Source organism: Myxococcus guangdongensis, assembly GCF_024198255.1.
GTDB lineage: Bacteria > Myxococcota > Myxococcia > Myxococcales > Myxococcaceae > Myxococcus > Myxococcus guangdongensis.
The window spans coordinates 12730-31049 of sequence record NZ_JAJVKW010000030.1 but is presented as its reverse complement, the minus strand read 5'-3'; the positions used below and the strand labels follow the sequence as shown (position 1 = coordinate 31049).

At 67.5% G+C, this 18320-nt stretch carries 19 protein-coding genes; 15 read left to right on the top strand and 4 right to left on the bottom strand.

The genetic code is table 11. The annotated features are described in order from the left end of the window. The first annotated feature begins 349 nt into the window (after positions 1 to 349). The 4 genes from LXT21_RS44205 to LXT21_RS44190 all read left to right on the top strand — a co-directional run bounded on the left by LXT21_RS44205 (position 350) and on the right by LXT21_RS44190 (position 2456). Entirely contained in the window at positions 350 to 562 is a 213-nt protein-coding gene (locus tag LXT21_RS44205; protein WP_254044299.1) for a hypothetical protein, read from the top strand. Between the two features lie 11 nt (positions 563 to 573). Further along, the gene (locus LXT21_RS44200; RefSeq protein WP_254044298.1) at positions 574 to 1158 is read left to right on the top strand and encodes a phage tail protein; all 585 of its coding nucleotides are present in this window, start codon (positions 574 to 576) and stop codon (positions 1156 to 1158) included. Positions 1159 to 1298: 140 nt separating this feature from the next. Further along, positions 1299 to 1646 (top strand): hypothetical protein, encoded by a 348-nt coding sequence (locus tag LXT21_RS44195; protein ID WP_254044239.1) that lies wholly within the window; start codon positions 1299 to 1301, stop codon positions 1644 to 1646. A gap of 114 nt (positions 1647 to 1760) precedes the next feature. Further along, the gene (locus tag LXT21_RS44190) at positions 1761 to 2456 is read left to right on the top strand and encodes a phage minor tail protein L (protein WP_254044297.1); all 696 of its coding nucleotides are present in this window, start codon (positions 1761 to 1763) and stop codon (positions 2454 to 2456) included. Between the two features lie 40 nt (positions 2457 to 2496). Here LXT21_RS44190 and LXT21_RS44185 read toward each other — a convergent pair whose 3' ends face one another. Together LXT21_RS44185 and LXT21_RS44180 are read right to left on the bottom strand one after the other, a co-directional pair. Beyond that, positions 2497 to 3192 (bottom strand): hypothetical protein, encoded by a 696-nt coding sequence (locus LXT21_RS44185; protein WP_254044296.1) that lies wholly within the window; start codon positions 3190 to 3192, stop codon positions 2497 to 2499. Between the two features lie 192 nt (positions 3193 to 3384). Beyond that, entirely contained in the window at positions 3385 to 3771 is a 387-nt protein-coding gene (locus LXT21_RS44180; protein ID WP_254044295.1) for a hypothetical protein, read from the bottom strand. 271 nt (positions 3772 to 4042) lie between these two features. On the opposite strand from LXT21_RS44180, the gene LXT21_RS44175 reads away from it, so the two are divergent. From LXT21_RS44175 to LXT21_RS44130, 10 genes are all read left to right on the top strand, one after another. Further along, positions 4043 to 4804 (top strand): C40 family peptidase, encoded by a 762-nt coding sequence (locus tag LXT21_RS44175; RefSeq protein ID WP_407667114.1) that lies wholly within the window; start codon positions 4043 to 4045, stop codon positions 4802 to 4804. After that, positions 4798 to 5877, top strand: coding sequence for a hypothetical protein (locus LXT21_RS44170; RefSeq protein ID WP_254044294.1), 1080 nt, complete (start codon positions 4798 to 4800; stop codon positions 5875 to 5877). Before LXT21_RS44175 ends, LXT21_RS44170 begins: the two co-directional genes overlap by 7 nt. Then, positions 5867 to 8380 carry a host specificity protein J gene (locus LXT21_RS44165; RefSeq protein WP_254044293.1) on the top strand — a complete coding sequence of 838 codons (2514 nt, stop codon included), beginning with the start codon at positions 5867 to 5869 and terminating at the stop codon, positions 8378 to 8380. Before LXT21_RS44170 ends, LXT21_RS44165 begins: the two co-directional genes overlap by 11 nt. A gap of 10 nt (positions 8381 to 8390) precedes the next feature. Further along, positions 8391 to 10496, top strand: a complete 2106-nt coding sequence (locus tag LXT21_RS44160; protein ID WP_254044292.1) for a Hint domain-containing protein — start codon at positions 8391 to 8393, stop codon at positions 10494 to 10496. A 16-nt stretch (positions 10497 to 10512) separates the two neighbouring features. Next, positions 10513 to 11043: a M48 family metallopeptidase gene (locus tag LXT21_RS44155; RefSeq protein WP_254044291.1), complete on the top strand. Its 531-nt coding sequence runs from the start codon at positions 10513 to 10515 to the stop codon at positions 11041 to 11043. An 884-nt stretch (positions 11044 to 11927) separates the two neighbouring features. Next, positions 11928 to 12494: a hypothetical protein gene (locus LXT21_RS44150; RefSeq protein ID WP_254044290.1), complete on the top strand. Its 567-nt coding sequence runs from the start codon at positions 11928 to 11930 to the stop codon at positions 12492 to 12494. Positions 12495 to 12520: 26 nt separating this feature from the next. Then, positions 12521 to 12970: a C40 family peptidase gene (locus LXT21_RS44145; protein ID WP_254044289.1), complete on the top strand. Its 450-nt coding sequence runs from the start codon at positions 12521 to 12523 to the stop codon at positions 12968 to 12970. A 191-nt stretch (positions 12971 to 13161) separates the two neighbouring features. Continuing rightward, entirely contained in the window at positions 13162 to 13698 is a 537-nt protein-coding gene (locus LXT21_RS44140) for a hypothetical protein (RefSeq protein WP_254044288.1), read from the top strand. Between the two features lie 620 nt (positions 13699 to 14318). Further along, positions 14319 to 14927: a DUF6932 family protein gene (locus LXT21_RS44135; protein WP_254044287.1), complete on the top strand. Its 609-nt coding sequence runs from the start codon at positions 14319 to 14321 to the stop codon at positions 14925 to 14927. Continuing rightward, positions 14924 to 15820 carry a hypothetical protein gene (locus tag LXT21_RS44130; RefSeq protein WP_254044286.1) on the top strand — a complete coding sequence of 299 codons (897 nt, stop codon included), beginning with the start codon at positions 14924 to 14926 and terminating at the stop codon, positions 15818 to 15820. The genes LXT21_RS44135 and LXT21_RS44130 overlap by 4 nt, the downstream gene beginning before the upstream one ends. A gap of 195 nt (positions 15821 to 16015) precedes the next feature. Here the strand turns inward: LXT21_RS44130 and LXT21_RS44125 are convergent, their stop codons facing one another. Continuing rightward, positions 16016 to 16420 (bottom strand): hypothetical protein, encoded by a 405-nt coding sequence (locus LXT21_RS44125; protein WP_254044285.1) that lies wholly within the window; start codon positions 16418 to 16420, stop codon positions 16016 to 16018. Between the two features lie 2 nt (positions 16421 to 16422). Next, a complete protein-coding gene (locus LXT21_RS44120; RefSeq protein WP_254044284.1) occupies positions 16423 to 17295 on the bottom strand; it encodes a hypothetical protein in 873 nt (290 codons plus the stop codon). Positions 17296 to 17644: 349 nt separating this feature from the next. On the opposite strand from LXT21_RS44120, the gene LXT21_RS44115 reads away from it, so the two are divergent. Then, a complete protein-coding gene (locus LXT21_RS44115) occupies positions 17645 to 18037 on the top strand; it encodes a hypothetical protein (RefSeq protein WP_254044283.1) in 393 nt (130 codons plus the stop codon). Positions 18038 to 18320: the final 283 nt, after the last annotated feature.

The following is an 18320-nucleotide window of genomic DNA, read 5'->3' as shown; positions in this document are numbered from 1 at the left end:
GCGCGACGGGGTCGGTCAGTTGCCCGGTGACGGCAACGACCTGCACCGCGACGAATGGCTCGGGTGTGACGTGCGACGGCACCTTCTATGCCTGTCCTTCACCGCCGGCGTGTTCAGACTTGCCCTTGTGCCGCGATCTCCACCAGACGGAGTGCCCCCCCCGCAGCACTGTCACCGCCTGCTGCTCTGCCACCGGTGTCACGAGATCCTGCGCGTGCAATCGACTCTGGATCTGTCCCATTAGTTAGCGCGGGCCCAGATGATTCGCTGCCAGGGCGGACGAGGAGGCTCGTCAGGTCCGGCACGCTCTGTGCTCACCCGCCAGCTCATGGACGACTGGAGCAGGCGGGTGGCGCTCGCGCAGGGACTGGCGGCGGTGGAGAGGGAACTGCAGCAGGCCGTCGCGGGACGGGACGGCAGTCCCGAGGCGAGGACGCGCTACATGCGCGCGCGTGTGGCGTACGTGCAGATGGAGACGATCGCCTTGAGGATGCTCTGCCCGGCCCAGGGACGACGAGACGCTTCCATGCAGGCTGATGGATTGCGTCCGCGTCGCCGCTGACGCTACCGGGAATGGAGCGCTTCCCCTTCACGCCAGACTACGGCGCGCAGCAGCAGGCACAGCCACGCATCCTGAAGGCCCAGTTCGGTGACGGGTACGCCCAGCGTGCGGAGGACGGTCTGCGTGCCACCCTCCAGCGCTGGGCGCTCCAGTTCAACACTCGGAGGAAGGCGGAGGCGGACGCCATTGATGCGTTCCTCCTCGCCCACCGAGGAACGCTGCCCTTCGAGTTCGTCGCGCCCACGAGCGCGTGGGCTGTCACGGGGTTCCGCTTCGGCACGGGGGATGGGGCGCGCACGCAGTTCCTGCTCGAGCGGCCGCTCGCGCCCGGCGCTGCGGAGCTCGTGCCGGCGACGGGGCGGGGCGCACCACCCGTCCTCTACCTGGACGGGGCTCCGCTCGTCGCCGGGGCGGACTACGTGCTCTCCTCCTCGGGGCTCGTCACCTTCGCTGTGCCCCCAACGGCAGGTGCGGCGCTCACCTTCACCGGGGCCGGAGAGCGAGTCCTCCGCGTCGTCTGCGAGAGCTGGTCCACCACCGTGAAGGGCTTCAACGCGCACGACGTCAGCGCCGAGTTCCACGAGGTGGCTGGGTAGGGGCTGCCCGGGCGGAGTACCTCTCGGGTGGTATTCCCCGCCCCGGGTGGGTGGTGGTTGCCTCTCTTACCTGGCGCTCCTCGTAATGCGAGGGTCCGCGCCGGCCTGCGAGAGCAGCGCTCAACCCTTGGGGGAAGTCCATGGCTGTCCAGTACGACCCGAACATCATCCAGGCGCACGCCGAGGCACTCTACGCACAAGCGAAGGGACTCGTCGTGCGCAGTGCCTTCGCTGGCTTCGCCTTCGGCGCACTCATTGGATTCGTCACCGGCGGGAAGGATTCGGGGCCCATCCTGGCCGTGGTTGGAGGAGTCGTCCTGGCCATCATCGGCGTGTCCATGGCGCGAAGTCGCGCCTTCGCGCTCCAGCTCCAGGCGCAGTCGGCGCTGTGCAACGTGGCCATCGAGGCGAACACCCGTCGGGCTGCCGACGCGGCGCTGGCTGCTGCTCGCCCGGCCGCAGACGCGCAGCTCTCGCAGGTGGGGTGAGCGGACGCAGTCCCCGTCTGCAATGAAGACAGGGGGCATGAACCTCCTTGCCCCCGTCGTGGGACTCCTTCTCGCTGCTGCCCTGGCTTCGACGCCGAGCTCCCGGGGCTGCCGGTGAGCATCGCCGAGGACATCCAGACGCTGGCGCCTGGCGCCTTGGTGGAGCTCTTCATCCTGGATGCGAGCGGACTCCCAGGGGGCGGCATCAGCTACTTCCACGCGGGCACCAACGGCCTGGGCGGGCCCGTGGTGTGGCAGGGGGCGTCGTACCAGCCCTGGCCCGTGCAGGCCCGTGGCTTCGAGAGGTCGGGCACCGGGCGCCTGCCCCGGCCGACCCTCACCATGGCCAACCTCCTCGGCACTCTGGGGGCCCTGGCGCGCGACACCAACGACCTGCTCGGCGCGTGCGTCATCCGCAAGCGCACCTTCGCGCGCTACCTGGACGCGGTGAACTTCCCCGGCGGCGTCAACCCCACCGCGAGCCCGTCCGAGGGATTCCCCGACGACGAGTTCGCGGTGGACGCGAAGACGACCGAGAACAAGCACCTCATCGAGTTCACCCTCGCGGCGCGGTGTGACCTTGAGGGTGTGCGCATCCCCCTTCGCGTCATCACCCAGATGTGCGGGTGGCAATACCGCGGCGAGGGGTGTGGGTACGCGGGTCCGCCCGTTGCGAAGGCAGACGACACGTCGACGGCGGATCCGGGGCAGGACAGATGCGGGAAGCGCCTTTCGAGCTGCAAGACCCGATTCGGGGCGACGGCGGTGCTTCCTTACGGAGGATTCCCTGGGGTTGGGCTACTGCGATGAACTCGGTCTGAATGGAATGACCATTGCGACGCAGTGGGCGCTACCTTCCTTGCGAAAGCAGGCGAGTAGATTGAGGCGCCCGGAGATGCTCACCTGCTTCAAATGGCACCAGCAAGTTGACGCCAATGTCTCGCGCACTCGTCGCGAGCGCGGTATACGCGGTTAGCATGTGGTTGATGCGGTCTCGTAGTATTGCGGTTTGTTCGAGGACATAACCTGCACGGCTGTCGTTCATGAGAGAGGCAGCCTGTTCGCAGTCGGCAATAAAGCGAGGGAGATCGCGAACGAGCTTGTGAACAGCCTCGTCCATGATTCTCGAAATCGGCATGCACTGCTCCGGTGTGACGCAGTCGGGGAGGTAGCGAAAAACCTCGCAGCCCGCTTGGATAATGTCTCGATGGAGCTGCAATTCAGATGGAGCGGCCTTGTCGAAATTGTGTAGTATGTGCTTGATTATGTGGATCGCAGTGGTTGACTCTGAGCGCCAAGGGGAAAGTTGCCCCATCGTGAGAGCTAGTGCTTTGTTGGTAATGTTCGAAAGACTTGTCAGTCTCTCCTGCTCCATGCGCATCGTCGCAAGGTGCTGTCTATGAGTCCTGATTCTGCGAGTGATGTATGCGGCCGGGAAAGACAGCGCGATTAGGGATGATGATGCGGCGATGCCCACGATGATTTGGGGGGACGCATCTCTTAGGACAGAGAAAATGGCCGCCGCGTTGGCCGCCATGGTCGCCAAGGCAGTCGCGGTCTCCTGCCATCCATGAGGCTTTCTGTTAGGGACTGGTGATATGGGAGGCAAGGGGAGTTGTGACATGGGGCGCTCTGGTTGACTTAGTCCGGCAGGTGCTTGCTCGATGTTTGACGGATGCTCACTGCCGCCAGTCTATAGGGGTTCCAGCGTGCGCCGAAAGTCCGCTGCAATATTGACCTATCGGTGAGTGGGGCGGTCCTGCTGAACGAACTGGATTTTCATTTCCTGGGAGAAGTTTGCGAAAGTGGCAAGGACCTCCGTCACTGCATCAATTGTTACTGTGCCGCCTGCATCCTTGATGACAGGCCCAACCCATTGCCGCAAGTCGACGTCCCACCTGAGATCGATGGGGATGTAGCGGTTGTCCGGCACTTTGAGGCTGTACATGTGCCAGCCTTTGTCCTCGAGGTAGACAACCTGTTCTCCCTCAAGACCGGCCGGGTCCGCGCCGGGCATTCGCAGAACGATTGCAAGAGGTCTAGACTTGTCCCGTTCGATTGAGAACCCGTGGCGCTTGTCGAGCTTCAGGATGGCGTGTAGCAGTTCGTCCGCACTGCTCCGCATTGCGTCTCTCATCAACCCTGGGAGGGTGTTTGTATCGACGCATCCCATGAGTCGCAGGGCCGTCAACGAATTATATGGCGATGGCATAGATGGTCCTTGGCAGTTCCGCCTGTGTATGCGCTAGCGCCACAAAGGTCCAGATGCCGGGCCTGAACGAAGGTGTAGGGCCAGTCAGCCGTTGACTGAATGTTGGGTTCTCATCAATTGGGGTGTCGTATTCCCTGGTCGGGACTTCCGGACCGAGTCCTTTCGTCGAGCGAAGAAGGACGGAGTGATCTTTTGCACGTTCAGGAGCCCGCACGTGCTGCCTCGCACTGCCTTCGACTTCCCCACTTCCGTCGGCGTTGCCGCAGTTGCCCATGCGAGTGCAGAGTCTCCCCGCGAGTCCTGCGGCTTGGTGTTGCGGATCGCGAGTGAGCTGACGTACCGGCCCTGTCGGAACCTCGCCGAGGGGCAAGCCCACTTCCACCTGGCGCCCGAGGACTTCGCGAGGGCCGAGGCCGAGGGCGAAGTGGTGGCGGTTGTCCACTCCCACCCCAACGCGTCCCCAGAGCCGAGCGAGGCGGACCGCGTGATGTGCGAGCGCTGGGGGCTGCCCTGGCTCATCGTCAACGTGCCGGTGGGGCACTGGCAGGTGCTGGTGCCCAGCGGCTACCGCGCGCCCCTGGTGGGCCGGCCCTTCAGCCACGGCGTCCTGGACTGCTTCTCCCTCATCCGCGACTACTTCGCCGAGGTGGTGGGCCTCGAACTGCCAGACTTCGAGCGGCCCGACGACTGGTGGCTGAAGGGCGGCAATCTCTACCTGGAGGGGTACGAGCGCGCGGGCTTCGTGGACGTGACGGGTGCTCCACTGCGCGAGCACGACGTCCTCCTCATGCAGCTGCGCGCGTCCGTGCCCAACCACGCGGGTGTCTACCTGGGGGCGGACGTCGTCCTCCACCACCTCCAGAACTCTCTGTCCAAGAGGGAGACGTACAGCGGCTTCTGGGCACGGGTGACTCGGAAGGTTGTGCGGCACCGCAGCCTATGCTGACGACGGTGGTGCTCGGCGGGCCCCTGGGGGCGCGCTTCGGGCGTGAGTGGAAGCTGGAGCTGGGCGTGCCCTCGCCCGCGGAGGCGGTGCGCGCCCTCTCCGCAGTGTGCGAGGGCTTCGGCCGCTACCTCGTGGAGAACAGCGCGCCCGGCTTCCACGTCCTCGTCGGCGAGCGGGACGTCGGCGCGCAGGAGCTGGGCGTCGCCAAGGGGGAGCGCATCACCATCCTCCCGGCCCTCGCGGGCTCGAAGCAGGCGGGCGTCCTCCAGGTGGTGCTGGGCGCTGTCCTCATCGCCGGTGGCGCGGTGCTCTCCGTCTACGACTACGGCACGGCCGGCGGGCAACTCATCGCCCTGGGCAGCAGCCTCATGGTGGGCGGCGCCGCGCAGCTCCTCTTCGGCCCGCCCCGCGCGACGGGCCCGCTGGAGAAGCCGGAGCACCAGCCGTCCTACGTCTTCAACGGCCCGGTGAATACGCTGGCCCAGGGCCACCCGGTGGCCCTCTGCTACGGGGAGATGGTGGTGGGTAGCTGCGTGGTGTCCGCCGGCATCATCACCGACTGGAGCGTGGGCGGCGGCTTCGGTGGGCCCGCGGGAGGCCAGACGGGGCCAGGCGGGCAGGGGGCGGTGGGCGGCGGGTGCCCGGCGCCGTGGGTGCCCATTCTCCTCTCGGACGGGCGCGAGGTGCCGGCGGGCGAGCTGCGCGTGGGCGCGTGGGTGCGCACCCAGGACGAGGTGACGTTGGCGTGGGGCGACTACCCCGTCACCCAGGCCGCGACGCTGGACGCGGACTGCCGGCGCCTGGTTCTGGAGGACGGGCGCGAGCTGGTGGCCACGTACAACCACCGGGTGCGCACGGAGGCCGACTGGGTGGAGCTGCGCCACCTCGAGCGGGGTGCGCGGCTGGTGGGTGAGAAGCCCGGGGTGGTGGCGCGGGTGGAGGAGGCGGGGCGCGGCCCCGTGGTGCTCCTCACCGTGGCCGGCGCGCACACCTACCAGACGCTCGGCGTCCTCTCCCACAACGTGAAGCGAGCGGACCCCGAGGAGCCGCACGAGGTGCCCAATGTCCCCTGAGAGGGGCGCGCTCCGCGGCGCGGGCGGCGAGTCGGGCGGGAAGGGCGGCTCGGGGGCGCAGCGCACGCCCACCGAGGCAGTCGACTCGCTGGTGTCCACCGCGTACGCGCGCGTGCTGGACGTCATTTGCGAGGGAGAAATCGAAGGGTTGCAGGGAGGGCTGAAGGGCGTCTACCTGGACGGAGTCCCGGTGGTGAACCCCAACGACTCCCCCAACTTTCGCGACGTCACCGCGTACGACGTGCCGGGGACGCAGGGGCAGGAGTACATCCCTGGCTTCAGCGCGGCCGAGGCGGAGACAGTCGTCAACGTGGAGGTGAAGGAGGGACTCCCCGCCATCCGCACGGTGCGGGACGCCGAGGTGGACGCGGTGCGCGTCACCGTGCAGGTGCCGCAGCTGACGTACCAGCACCCGGAGACGGGTGACTTGCAGCCCTTCACCGTCAAGCTTGCCATCGACGTGCAGTCGAATGGCGGCGGTTGGGTGGAGCAGGACCTGCAGGGCGCGGGCGTCATCCGCGGGAAGTGCACCAGCCCCTACGAGAGGGCGTACCGGATTGAGCTCTACGGCAGCCCGCCGTGGGACATCCGCGTGCGCCGCACGACGCCCGACGCGAACACGGTGGCCCTGCAGAACCGCACCTTCTGGAAGTCGTACACCACCGTGCTGGACGAGAAGCTGAGCTTCCCCAACACCGCGCTGGTGGCCCTCCAGGTGTCCGCGAAGCAATTCGGCAGCGTGCCGGCGCGCAGCTACCGCATTCGCGGCCTGAAGGTGCGGGTGCCCAGCAACTACAACCCGCAGACGCGCGAGTACTCGGGAACGTGGGACGGCACCTTCCACGTGGCGTGGACGGACAACCCAGCGTGGTGCCTCTACGACTTGCTGACGACGAAGCGCTACGGGCTGGGCCGCTACCTTGACGAGTCGCAGGTGGACAAGTGGGGCCTGTACACGGTGGCTCGCTACTGCGACGAGCTGGTGCCGGACGGGAAGGGCGGCCAGGAGCCGCGCTTCACCTGCAACCTCTACCTCCAGACGCAGGCGGACGCGTACCAGGTGGTGAGCAACCTGGCTTCCGTCTTCCGCGGCCTCGTCTACTGGGCCAGCGGCGCGGTGTATGTGGCCCAGGACGCGCCGCGCGACGCGGAGTACCTCTTCACCCCGGCCAACGTGGTGGACGGACTCTTCACGTACTCGGGCACCAGCCGTCGCGCGCGCCACACCGTCGCCCTCGTCACGTGGAATGACCCGGCCAACCACTACAAGGCCGCAGTGGAGTACGTGGCGGACGAGGACGGGCTGCGCGACTACGGCTACAACCCCACGGACGTGGTGGCCCTGGGCTGCACCTCGCGCGGGCAGGCCCAGCGCGTGGGCCGCTGGCTGCTGCACACCGAGAGGCTGGAGACGGAGACGGTGGTCTTCAGGACGGGTCTGGAGGGTGCGCTGCGCAACCCCGGCGCGGTGGTGAAGGTGGCGGACCCGACGCGCGCGGGCCGGCGCTGGGGCGGCCGCGTGGTGGAGGCCTCGGACTCGCGCGTGGAGCTGGACTCGGACGTCCACCTCGAGGCGGGGCACACGTACTCCCTCTCCGTGGTGCTGCCGGACGGCAAGGTGGAGGAGCGCCCGGTGGCGCCGCTGGCCCCCGCGCCGTACCGCGCGCTGACGCTGGCGACGCCTTTCTCCGCCGCGCCCGTGCCCCAGGCCGTCTGGGTGTTGGCCGCGAATGACTTGGTGCCCACCCCGTGGCGCGTGCTGTCCGTCGCCGAGGTGGAGCCGCACGTGTACGAGGTGACGGCCCTGGCGCACCACCCCGGGAAGTACGCGGCCGTCGAGCAGGGTGTGCAGTTGCAGCCCCTGCCCACCTCCGCGCTGCCCTCCTCGTCGCCGCCGCAGGGGCTGGCCCTGGGCGAGGGACTCTACAAGACGACCAACGGCGGCCTGAAGGTGTCCCTCAACGCGCGGTGGACACAGCACCCGGGGGCCACCGCCTACGTGGTGCGCTGGCGGCTGTCCGAGGGCAACTGGAGCTCCGAGGAGCGGGTCGAGACGCACTACTGGGAGCTTCAGGACATCCCCCCGGGGCCCTACCGCGTCCAGGTGGCCACGGTGCTGGGCGGCGGCTTCGTCACCTCCTTCGCGGAGTCGGCGCACACCGTGTTGGGCAAGGCGGCTCCGCCCTCGGACGTGGCGGGCTTCGCCTACGCCCTCAACGGCAACACGGCCACCCTGCGGTGGGTGGAAATCCCGGACTTGGACAGGGACATGTACGAGCTGCGCCACGGCGGCGGCAGCTGGGAGACGGCGTCCCTCATCGCCAAGGTGCGCGCCACCTCCTTCGAGTGGGCGCTGCCCTTCGTCGGCGTCAGCGTCGTGCGCCTCAAGGCGGTCGACTCCTCCGGCAACTACTCCACCCACGCGGCCAGTGTCTCCGTCGTGTCCACGCCCACGGTGCCGTCCTTCATCACCATGACGGTGTCGGACGAGCCGCCCCCCTGACAAGGACGCCATGCGCTCGCGTGAAAGTGAATACCTGGGAGGGGTGTACGACGATGGCGTGACGGGGCAGCCTCGCCCGCGCATCGTCAAGGCGAAGCAGTTCACCATCGAGTGGGCGCACGAGGAGGCGCGTCCACTGCACCTGCTAGCGGGCTACACCGTCGTCGTCTACACGGGGGACGACCCCAACGACACCGACTCGTACCTGGTGGAGCCCGTCCGCGTGGGGCCCACGGAGCGCCGGGTGGTGGTGACGCTGCGGCCGAAGACGTCCGTGTCGGTGCAGGCCGCGGTGCAGACGCGCTACACCAGTGGCGCCGAGGGCAGCTGGCGCGTGCTGGGTGGCGCCGTCATTGCTGACCCGGACACCGTCACCGTGGCGACGGAGACGCTGTCCAACGTGCCGGACGGCAGCGTCGTCAGCAAGCTGCTGGCCCCCGAGGCGGTGACGGCGCCGAAGGTGGCGCCGGCCGCCATCGCCACGCAGCACCTGCTGCTGCCGCCCTCGGACAACCTGGTGCCCAACGGCTACTCGGAGGCGGGCACCGCGGCGCTGGGCCTGTCCCCCGAGGGTGACTTCCTGGTGGAGGACGTGGCCAACGCGCGCGAGGGGCGCTGGTGCCGGCGCGTGCCCCTCAACGCGCCTGGGTACCGCACCGCGGTGTGGACGAAGAGAATCCCGTGCTCGGTGGGGGACGAGTTCTTCGCCGAGTCCTGGGTGAAGGCGTCTGCGCCCCTCACCAGCAACTACGGCGGCGCCCTCTACCTCTTCTGGACGGACGCCTCGGGCAACTACGCGGGCGCCAACACGTCCACGCCCCTCAACGGCGTCTCCACCAGCTACCAGCGCTTCAAGGTGAAGGGGGTGTGCCCCGCGGGCTGCACCGGCGTCCTCTTCGTCTGGGAAATCAACGCGGGCCCCTCGGACGTGGGCAAGGCCGTGTACCTGGACGCCCTCAGCCTGCGGCGCTCGGTGACGTTCGACTTGCTGTCCGCCAACACGTTGCAGACGTCCAACTACGCGGAGGACGGCAACGGCATCCCCGTCGCGGGCGCGAAGCTCGACAACGTCGGCGTGGCGCTGAAGGTCGCCAGTCAGAACCTCCAGGTGGGCCGCTACCCGCTCGAGGCGCTCTTCTACAAGGGGCTCGTGAGTCTCGACGGGCCGGGGCCCGGCAACCGCTGCTTCTACCGGGGCAACAACCAGGGGGCGGTGCGCGGAGGCGCGCCCAACATCGACAGTCTGCGGGTGGAGTGCGCGGACAACATCACCACGTCCACGCTGTCCTGGGCCACCTGGCAGCTCTTCCTCCAGCCCCAGGCGCTGGACGACAACCTGGACGGACTGCGCTACGCGCGCGTCGAGTTGTGGGTGCGGCCGACGGCCGGGAGTGCCTACCGCCAGCAGGTGCTGCACGTCGCGCTCACCGACAGGGTGTACCAGGACGCTGCCGAGTCCTCGGCCAACAACCAGGCGCGGGCATCCCTCCAGTACATGTTCGCCGGCTCCGTCACGGCCCTCTCCTCGACGACGACGTCCGTCTGGTACTTGCTGGTGTCCATCGTCAACGCGTACGGGCCCAGCGCCGCGAAGTGGTTCACCCCCGTCACCATCCGCAACACGGCCCTCGGCAGCCAGTACGCCTCCCCCGTCGGCGCGGGCACCCCGGACGGTGGTGGCGGCGGCGGCGGCGGAGACGACACGCGGCCGTGCCCGGCGCCATGGGAGCCCATCCTCATGGCGGATGGGATGGAGCTGCGCGCGGACGCGGTGCGGCCGGGCATGCAGGTACTCACCCAGCACGACGAGACGTTGTTGTGGGACGTGTACACGGTGACGGCGGCGCGGCCGACCCGGGCCCAGCGTCTGCGCCTGGTGCTGGAGGATGGGCGAGAGGTGGTGGCCTCTGAGGGGCACCGCTTCTTCCTGGAGGCGCGGGGCTGGACACCGCTGTCCGCGCTGCTTCCGGGAGACACCATCCACGGGGTGAAGCCCGGCCGCGTGCAGCGGGTGGAGGAAGCAGGGGAGGGCGACGTCGTGCAGCTCACCGTCCACGGGGCACGCACGTACAACGTGCAGGGGCTCCTGTCTCACAACATCAAGGCCCGCGAGTAGCGCGCCTGGAGACGCCATGTCACTGACGCCCGAAGAGGTGTACCAGCGCAATGCAATCGAGGCCCGCCGGCGCGACGTGACGTGCCAACTTGCGCGCGTGCGCGGCCAGCAGGACGCGGCCGCCTCGGCCTCGCGCCACTTCGCCTCCGTTGGCCAGGCGCTCCAGGTGGAGCGCGCGGGGCTGGAGGGCGAGCTGCAGGTGTTGCAGGCCGGGGGAGGGGGACTCACCGACGACTGGGGCAAGTACTCCGCGCTCGAGCTGGCGGCCCAGGAGGAGCGCTACCCCGCGAAGTCCGCGGCCTACGACTGGCTGGTGGCCCACCCGACGGCCACCTTCCTGGAAGCGGCGGGCGAGCTCGAGCGACTCATGCTGGAGGCGCGCACCTCGGCGGGCCGGCCCTGGCCACTGCTGCGCGCGGACGGGCTGCTGCGCGAGTGGCAGGCCAACGCCTTCGCGCGAGGACTCGTCCCCGGCAACACGTGGGAGGTGTTCCGGGGCTACCTCCTCTCCATCGGGAAGGACGCGGCCCTCGGCGGCATGGTGTGAGGGCGGCTACCGTTGCGGGTGTCCGCATCCAGGGCATGAACGTGCTTCGCGGCTCACGATGCGTTTACAGGCTTTGCATGGTGCGAGCGAGGAGCCGAGTTGGTACCGAATGATGTCTGCTGTCCTGCGTCCCGCGAATGCCCCGACGCCCAAAGAAAGGACTGTCGAGGCCAGCCCGGACGTTGACTGAATGACGGCGCTCAGCTTCGTGAAAAATCTGATGGAGCCCGGTCCCTCTGCGTCAATCGGATTCAAATAGAACCCCAACCCAAGACCGATGCCCAGGATGCCAATGAATATGGCACCTCCAATGATGCTTGCGATGAACCCTCTGACCCCGTGATTCGGCTGCAATGAGACCTCCTAGGGAGTCGGCGGTAAGCCGATTCCCTAGGTTGAGCACACTGCTGGGCTTGCCTCAATAGGTAGTGTGTGACGCGGAGTTGTTGGTGAGTTGTGTGTTGTTGAAAAGCTGCTGCCACGGTGCATGAAATTCAGGAACATTCATGTCCGAGAATGATTGTTCCTGAATTGGGCGTTTTGCTGCCTGGGCGGGCATCTACGCCAATGTGCTGCGTGCGTCCATGCGTCGACTGAGACGAACTGGCAAGGAGTCGCTCCAGCAAGGCCAGCGCTCCTCGTGCGCCGAGTGCTTCAACTGCGGTCGCCTCCGCGGCGCGGTATCGCTCACGGGCGGCGGTCAGCCGCGTCCATGCGCTGAGACTCCCGTCCATCTGCGAGACGGCCTCCACATAGCCCGCCTCCGCCTTCACCAAGCGCTGTGCGAGCGCCTCCCGCTGTGCCGTGTCCATGCTGGGCGGACGGAAGAGCACGTGCCGTGCCGGCGCCGGAAGGCGTCCTCGTCCGCACGGACGATGCCGGCCATGTCCCCCGCCGCCTCCCCCCGCCCCAGCCTTCGAGAAGACTTCGCCCGGCACGGCGAGAAGCTGGAGGCCGTTGCCGCGCGCGCCGACGAAGCGAAGCGTACGTCCGAGAAGTACGCCATCGACACGCACCGCCTCATCGAGTCCATGCGCGAGGAGCTGCGCGCCCTGGCCGAGCGCATGGCGACGGCGGAGCAGGTGCGGCGCATTGAAGAGCACGTGCGCCGGGTGGACGAGCGCGTGGACAGCGTGGACAGGCGCGTCACCGCGCAGACGTCCGTTGTCGAGGCGGTGCCCAAGCTCGTCGAGCGCATGGACGAGCTCAAGAAGCAGCTCGGAGAGCAGGACACGTTGGTGAAGTCCATCCCGGACCTGTCCGCGCGAATGACGAGCGGAGAGCACCGCGCTTCCCATATCGCCGGGGCCCTCTGGGTGGTGGGCGCCCTCGTCGCGCTGCTCGGGCTGGCCGGGCTGCGGGAGCTCGGCCGCTGGTTCGTCCAGGTGGCACCGCCCGCGCCGGCGCTCCACCAGGAAGAGCCGGCCCTTCCTTCCCGCCGTCGCCAGTGACTTCCCCGCAGGCTCAGGAGCACGTCGTGTCCCAGCGCAACGCCTTCGTCGTCGCCGTCCTCTCGCAGATGCACACGCCCTACCGGTGGGGAGGCAAGGGCGAGCTGGACCGCGTCGCCAACAAGCGCGTCTTCGACTGCTCCGGACTCGTCACCTGGGCGCTGCGCGAGGTGGGTGGCCCGGACTGGCGGTACTCCCACAACACCGACGTGCTGCTGGCCCAGTGCCTCGCCGTGCCGAAGGAGGAGCTGCTCCCCGGCGACCTGGTGCTGTACCACCGCAAGGGCGACCCCACCGACGCAGAGCACGTCATGGTGCACGTCGGCGGAGGCGTCGTGGTGGGCGCCTCCGGAGGTGGGAGCACCACCCGGACGTTGGCCGACGCCGCCAAGGCCAACGCGTGCGTGAAGGTGTTCGGCAGCCTCGACTACCGCGCGCGGCGCATGGGCCTGCGTCGCCTGCCGTTCCGCACGTGAGCGCCATGGCCTGTCGAGCCGTCTGCCTGCTCTTCGGCCACCGCTACGTCCCCGACGTAGACGTGCCGGCCGGGCGCCCCCTCTCGGCGGCCACGCGCTTCCGCCTTCGCTGCGCCCGGTGCACCTGGCGCGGCGCCTGGCGTCCCGTCTCTTCCTCGCAGTCCCACTCGTAGCCCAAGGAGTCCAACCGCATGAAGAAGCTGTTCACTCTGGCCACCCTGCTCTTGGTGGCCCTCATCGCGCCGGCCGCGTTCGCTGACACCGGCAGCACGGCTGGCAGCGTCGCCAGCAGCATCCTCGTCGGCATTCTCACCAACCCCGATGTGGCGGTGCTGGTTGCCAGCCTCGTCGTCGGTGGCGTCGTCGCGCTGGCTCGCACCATCTGGAAGGACAAGGCGGAGGAGCGCTTGCACAGCGTCGGTTACGTCATCAACCTCGCCTACTACGCGGTCAACGACATGTCTCTTCGCACCGAGAACAAGGTGGACAACAAGGTCGCTGAGGCGCTGCGCATCTTCCGCGACCAGCTCGCGCTGAAGGGCTACGTGCCCACCGACCGCGAGGTCGCCCAGGCGAAGGCGGCCTGGACGGCCATGCACGGCGCAGAGCTGACTGCGACGAAGGTGCAGGGGGCGGCGCTGACGGCCACACTCGGGGCCATCGGCAGCACGGCCGCGCTGGCCCCGGTGGTGGCGGCGGTCCCTCAGACGCCCCGCGGCGCGCAGTAGCCGCGGGGCTCGACAGGGTACTCAGCGACGTGCCCGTGCGCACCGGCTACCTCGAAGCCCAGGCCGGCACGTCCAGCCTCTCTGGCTGGTACGCGCGACTCGAGGTAGGGGCCCGGCTCCGTCCGGACCTTGGACTCTTCGGATTCACGGAGGCGAACAAGTGCGAGCGGATGGCAGGCGTTGGCGCCCGCTGGACGTTCGGACTGTGATGTATGCGGCCCGTTCCTGACTCCTGGGACGGGCTGTTTCGCTCACCCGAAAAGGGTGGACACGGTTTCCAGTGTCACTGTTTACGGCGAAGGGACGTCCTATCCGAACTTGGTTGGGACGTGTTGGGTGTCTAGACCGCACACTGTCCCTCTGCCTCCGCTCTTCCTGCTCTCCGAGCCGGAGGGCGCGAAGCATAACCTCCCCGCAGCTGCCCGGCACCCTTGCGCAGGACGGTGTTGGAGTGCCGCAAACCAGCGGACATAGAGTCGGGTGCCGACCGAATGTCGCACGACGGTGGATAGACGGTGCAATAGCGCTGGACTACGTCCAGAATGACCCATTGAGATCGACCCAGGGCATCTATAAAACGCAGATTCTCAAGGCCAATTCCACTTGGGGAGTTGCGGAACATGGGGGTGCTGATGAAGCGAGTGCCAGATCACAACGGCGACGGAATCATCCCGCCGTACTCCGCAGCAGATCCAGCGGTGCCAGGCAGTCGCTCCCCGTATTCCACTGAGTGGGATGAAGTCATCCAACGCTTCGCGACGTCAGATCGACGCGTCGAGATTCTCCTTGGCCTTGTGGCGTACCGGGAGGCAATTCGGGGTATTGGGATCGTGGATGGCTTCCAGTGGCTGACTGGGAGTTTCGTTGAACAGATTCCGCGTGAGCCCGGGGATGTGGACGTCGTTACGTTCTTCCATGTGCCACCAGGGCTCGATTCCACGGCAGCTCGGCCATTGTTCGACAGTCGGTGCGCCAAGGCACAGTATCATTGCGATGCATATCCGGTTCCGCTGAGCTATCCTCCAGGCCCCAATGCACCATCGCATACTCAGGCCGTGGTGTCCCTGGTGGACCAAACGACCTATTGGTACGGACTCTTCTCCCACCGGCGTATCACCTCTGCCTGGAAAGGGTTCGTGCAACTCCCCCTGACCTCGGGCGAAAAAGATGCTGCCGCTCGAGATATGCTCTTGGCGCTTCGTGCGGAGAAGCAGAGGAAGGCAGGATGAGTCGGTCAGCCCGAAAGACTTTTCTCTCAGTGGAGCATTCGGCAACGCGCTCACTTCTGGAGCGCCTTGGGCCGGGCCAGTTCATCGAGCGTATTGGGCTTGAGTCTCGCCTGGATGCAATCAGCGAGGAACTGGAGCAACTTGCGAATGTCCCAGAGCCGGTGAGGTCGGCCGTCTACTTCGACGGTAGTCCTGTGATTGCTCAAGAGGCCATCGACGCATCGTTCGCCGTTGAAGCAGTTTCCTGCCTCCAGGAGATTGTTGAGAAAGTGGGCGTGTCATCTGTCCGAGGTGCCCAAAGCCGGGACTTTCGGCTCCGGATCTCGGGTGTCACACGCGGTTCCTTCGGTTTCGAGTTCACTCAGGCAGACGAGGATGCTCTTGGTCTGCGGCGGATGAAGACTGCGATGGATGAAACGTCCACGGTCCTCCAGCAACTGACCGCCGAGGAAGATGCTTTTGAGGAGTTCATGGCCGAGGCGGACCCTCGTGTGCTCAAGTCACTTCACAAGTTCGTGAAGGTGCTGGCGAACTCGGATGCAACTATTCGGTACGTTGGTGGCGAGAGCGAGGTTTCGGTCAGAAAGGACCACGTCTACCGTGCTTTTGGCTGGATGGAGGAGACAGAGCCAGCGGTTGACGAAGACGACATCCCCGGAACTCTCAATGGATTCCTGGCAAGCTCCAAGCAGTTCGAAGTTCTCGCCAGCACAGGCGTTCTCTACAGAGGGAGATTCGGGGCACTCGTGACTGACGATGACTTAGCGCGTTTCGCGTTCAAACCCTGCATCGCCCGAATCAAGACGACGACTGTTACGCGCCCTGGTCGACCGCTAAAGAAGAGTCATCTTCTTGTGAGTTTGAGCCCGCCGAGAGTACCTGTTGGACAGTAGCAGCAGAGCACATTTCCTGACGTTCTGTTCAGTCCTTGTGACTTGCGGCCGCTCGACGAGCGGCATGGTCAGGGGGCTTGTTTGCAGACTGCGGGCGAGGAGTTCGAGAAGTGATGCTGCACAGAGGTGTCTGCGATGCGCTTGGATGCTGCACGTGGTGAAGTGTTGGCCCGCGCGGCCTGAGCCGCGCCTTTCCTAGGGCGCTGTCGTGAGGCTCCCGTCCTGCTGGACGCGGACGTGGAGCCCTCCGCGCCCCTCGCCCGACACGGAAACGGCGTAGGTGCGGCCCACCTCCAGCGGCGTGGAGGGCTGCACCTCCTCGAAGCCGTCGGGCACCACCCCGTACACGAGGCGTGCAGGCCCTGGTCCTCCCAGTCCGCCACGGGCGCGGATGGCCCACACCGGCGTCCCGTCCAGAAGGCTGACGCGGACGAGGTTGTACCGTGGCCCCTCGGGACGAGAGGGCTCGCGGATGACGAAGGCCGGGGAGGGGAGAGACTCCTCGGAGGAAGCGAGCTGCACGTGGAGGGGTGGCTCACAGGCGCCGGTGAGGGCGGCCACGAGCAGCACGGCGAGGAAGGGAAATCGTTGGAGGGCCATGGCTACGGAGCCCCCCGGCCCGCGCGGACCTCGAGCAGCGCCGCGTCGAGCTGCGCGGTGTAGTCCTCTCCCTCCAGGATGAAGGGGATGGACGCGTCCTCCAGGTGCCCCGACTTGAAGCCGAGCTCGAGCAGCTCCGCCTGCTGCTCCGGATTCATGTCCTCCCATGCCTTGCCCTCCCGCAGCGCCTTGAGGACGTTGTACCCGTCCCCGAAGAACTGCGCGACGAGGGCCTCGCTCATGTAGTCGGTGCCCCCGTTCTGGTGCTGCCAGACGTGCCCCACCTCGTGGACCAGCAAGTCGAGCTGCAGGGGTAGGTGCTTCTTCGGGATGTAGATGGTGTCCCCGTGGGTGAACGCCCGGCCGGAGAGGGAGAAGAGTCCCGCGCTGCCCTCCTTGATGCTGATGCGCGAGTAGTCGATGGAGTCTCCGTAGACGGTGCGGAGCGCGGAGACTTCGTCGTCCGTGAGGCTTCGGCGGACCGGCTCGAGGCCGAGCAGCGTCTGCACCGCGCTGATGGCGCGCCCGCCGAGGATGAGGGTGGCGTCCAGCGGTGTCTGGAGCCCCTTCACGAGGCCCAACCCGAGCTGGGTGAAGCCCTCGCGGAAGCGCCCCGTGAAGATGTTACCCAGGCCGCGGAAGACGGTGCCCACGGACTCCACGGTGTTGCGCAGCGTGCCGATGGTGGCCTCCACCGCGCCCGTCACCAGCCCGCCCACCGCGTCGGCGGCGCGGTTGATGGCACCGCCGATGGCCGCGCCGACTCGGGCGAAGAACCCCTTCTCCTTCGGCGCGCCCTCCGTGGGTGCCTTCGCGGTGTCGGCCGCACTGGGCTTGAGCTCGCCCGCCGTCGACAGCGCCGCGTCAGAAGGCACGAGCGCGCTGGTGGAGGACGCTCGCGCGGGGAAGGCCTCGATGAAGTTGTCGAGGCGCGTGGCGCGGGGAGTTGACTTCGTCTCAAGTGAAAGCCCGTCAGCTGGCTCTCGTAGGAGAGGGAGAAGAGGCGTGGTGCGTGTGCGAATGGGCTCCATGGTGGACTCCGGCTGAGGTGAGAGACAGGAAGGCGGACGCACAGCCTCTCGGCACAGCCCATGGGGCAGCACCGCGGCCAGGTCCGGGTGAAAGGCGCGTCAGAAGCCGCAGGTGTGGACGTTCCCCTCTGACCGGTACTTGCAGACGTCGCGCCCCCCGCACAGCGGGCGGCACGTGCCGCCGATGCCCTGAATGCAGTCGTCGCAGAAGCAGGACGTCATGTACCCCGAGGACGTCACGAAGGAAGAGCACAGCCCTCTAGGGGAGCCAGTGCTCGCCGCGCAGTTCTCGGCCATGAGGATTCCCAGGCTGCTGGCGCAGACGAAGTGGGTGGTGGGCCGAGTGGTGCGAGTCAAATCCGGCGCCATACAGATGCCGTCGGAGCCGATGCTGCCGCACATGCATGCCCCGGTGCCTTGTGCGTCGACCGTCTTGCACCGTCCGGCGCCGCACGGGACGACGACGACGCCCGCCTGGGCGTCGCAGCGCACCCAGGAGTCCCCCGCGCAGTGGCCATACTCGCTGACGCCCTGGCAGGGGCCGCCGATGCGCACGCAGGCCTCGCTGGCGGCGTCCGGCACGTAGCCGGCGGCGCACCCGCACACCTCGCCGGAGGCGGTGCAGGTGGAGTTGGAGGGACACGTGCCGCAGCTCCCACCGCAGCCGTCAGGCCCGCAGGACTTGCCCTGGCACTGGGGCACGCAGACGCAGGCGCCAGACGCCGAGCAGGTGGAGCCGGAGCCGCAGGTGCCGCACGTGCCCCCGCAGCCGTCCGGGCCGCACTGCCGGCCGTCACAGCGCGGGACGCATGCGCAGCGGCCGTCCGTGCAACTCTCGCCCGAGCTGCAGGTGCCACAGCTCCCGCCGC

What these genes read in the sequence shown, in the direction of transcription:
- LXT21_RS44150 (WP_254044290.1), top strand. Translation starts at nt 11,928, where the DNA reads ATGTCCCCCGCCGCCTCCCCCCGCCCCAGCCTTCGAGAAGACTTCGCC.
- LXT21_RS44135 (WP_254044287.1), top strand. Translation starts at nt 14,319, where the DNA reads ATGGGGGTGCTGATGAAGCGAGTGCCAGATCACAACGGCGACGGAATC.
- LXT21_RS44170 (WP_254044294.1), top strand. Translation starts at nt 4,798, where the DNA reads ATGCTGACGACGGTGGTGCTCGGCGGGCCCCTGGGGGCGCGCTTCGGG.
- LXT21_RS44115 (WP_254044283.1), top strand. Translation starts at nt 17,645, where the DNA reads ATGCAGTCGTCGCAGAAGCAGGACGTCATGTACCCCGAGGACGTCACG.
- LXT21_RS44125 (WP_254044285.1), bottom strand. Translation starts at nt 16,420, where the DNA reads ATGGCCCTCCAACGATTTCCCTTCCTCGCCGTGCTGCTCGTGGCCGCC.
- LXT21_RS44180 (WP_254044295.1), bottom strand. Translation starts at nt 3,771, where the DNA reads ATGCGGAGCAGTGCGGACGAACTGCTACACGCCATCCTGAAGCTCGAC.
- LXT21_RS44165 (WP_254044293.1), top strand. Translation starts at nt 5,867, where the DNA reads ATGTCCCCTGAGAGGGGCGCGCTCCGCGGCGCGGGCGGCGAGTCGGGC.
- LXT21_RS44155 (WP_254044291.1), top strand. Translation starts at nt 10,513, where the DNA reads ATGTCACTGACGCCCGAAGAGGTGTACCAGCGCAATGCAATCGAGGCC.
- LXT21_RS44195 (WP_254044239.1), top strand. Translation starts at nt 1,299, where the DNA reads ATGGCTGTCCAGTACGACCCGAACATCATCCAGGCGCACGCCGAGGCA.
- LXT21_RS44140 (WP_254044288.1), top strand. Translation starts at nt 13,162, where the DNA reads ATGAAGAAGCTGTTCACTCTGGCCACCCTGCTCTTGGTGGCCCTCATC.
- LXT21_RS44200 (WP_254044298.1), top strand. Translation starts at nt 574, where the DNA reads ATGGAGCGCTTCCCCTTCACGCCAGACTACGGCGCGCAGCAGCAGGCA.
- LXT21_RS44130 (WP_254044286.1), top strand. Translation starts at nt 14,924, where the DNA reads ATGAGTCGGTCAGCCCGAAAGACTTTTCTCTCAGTGGAGCATTCGGCA.
- LXT21_RS44160 (WP_254044292.1), top strand. Translation starts at nt 8,391, where the DNA reads ATGCGCTCGCGTGAAAGTGAATACCTGGGAGGGGTGTACGACGATGGC.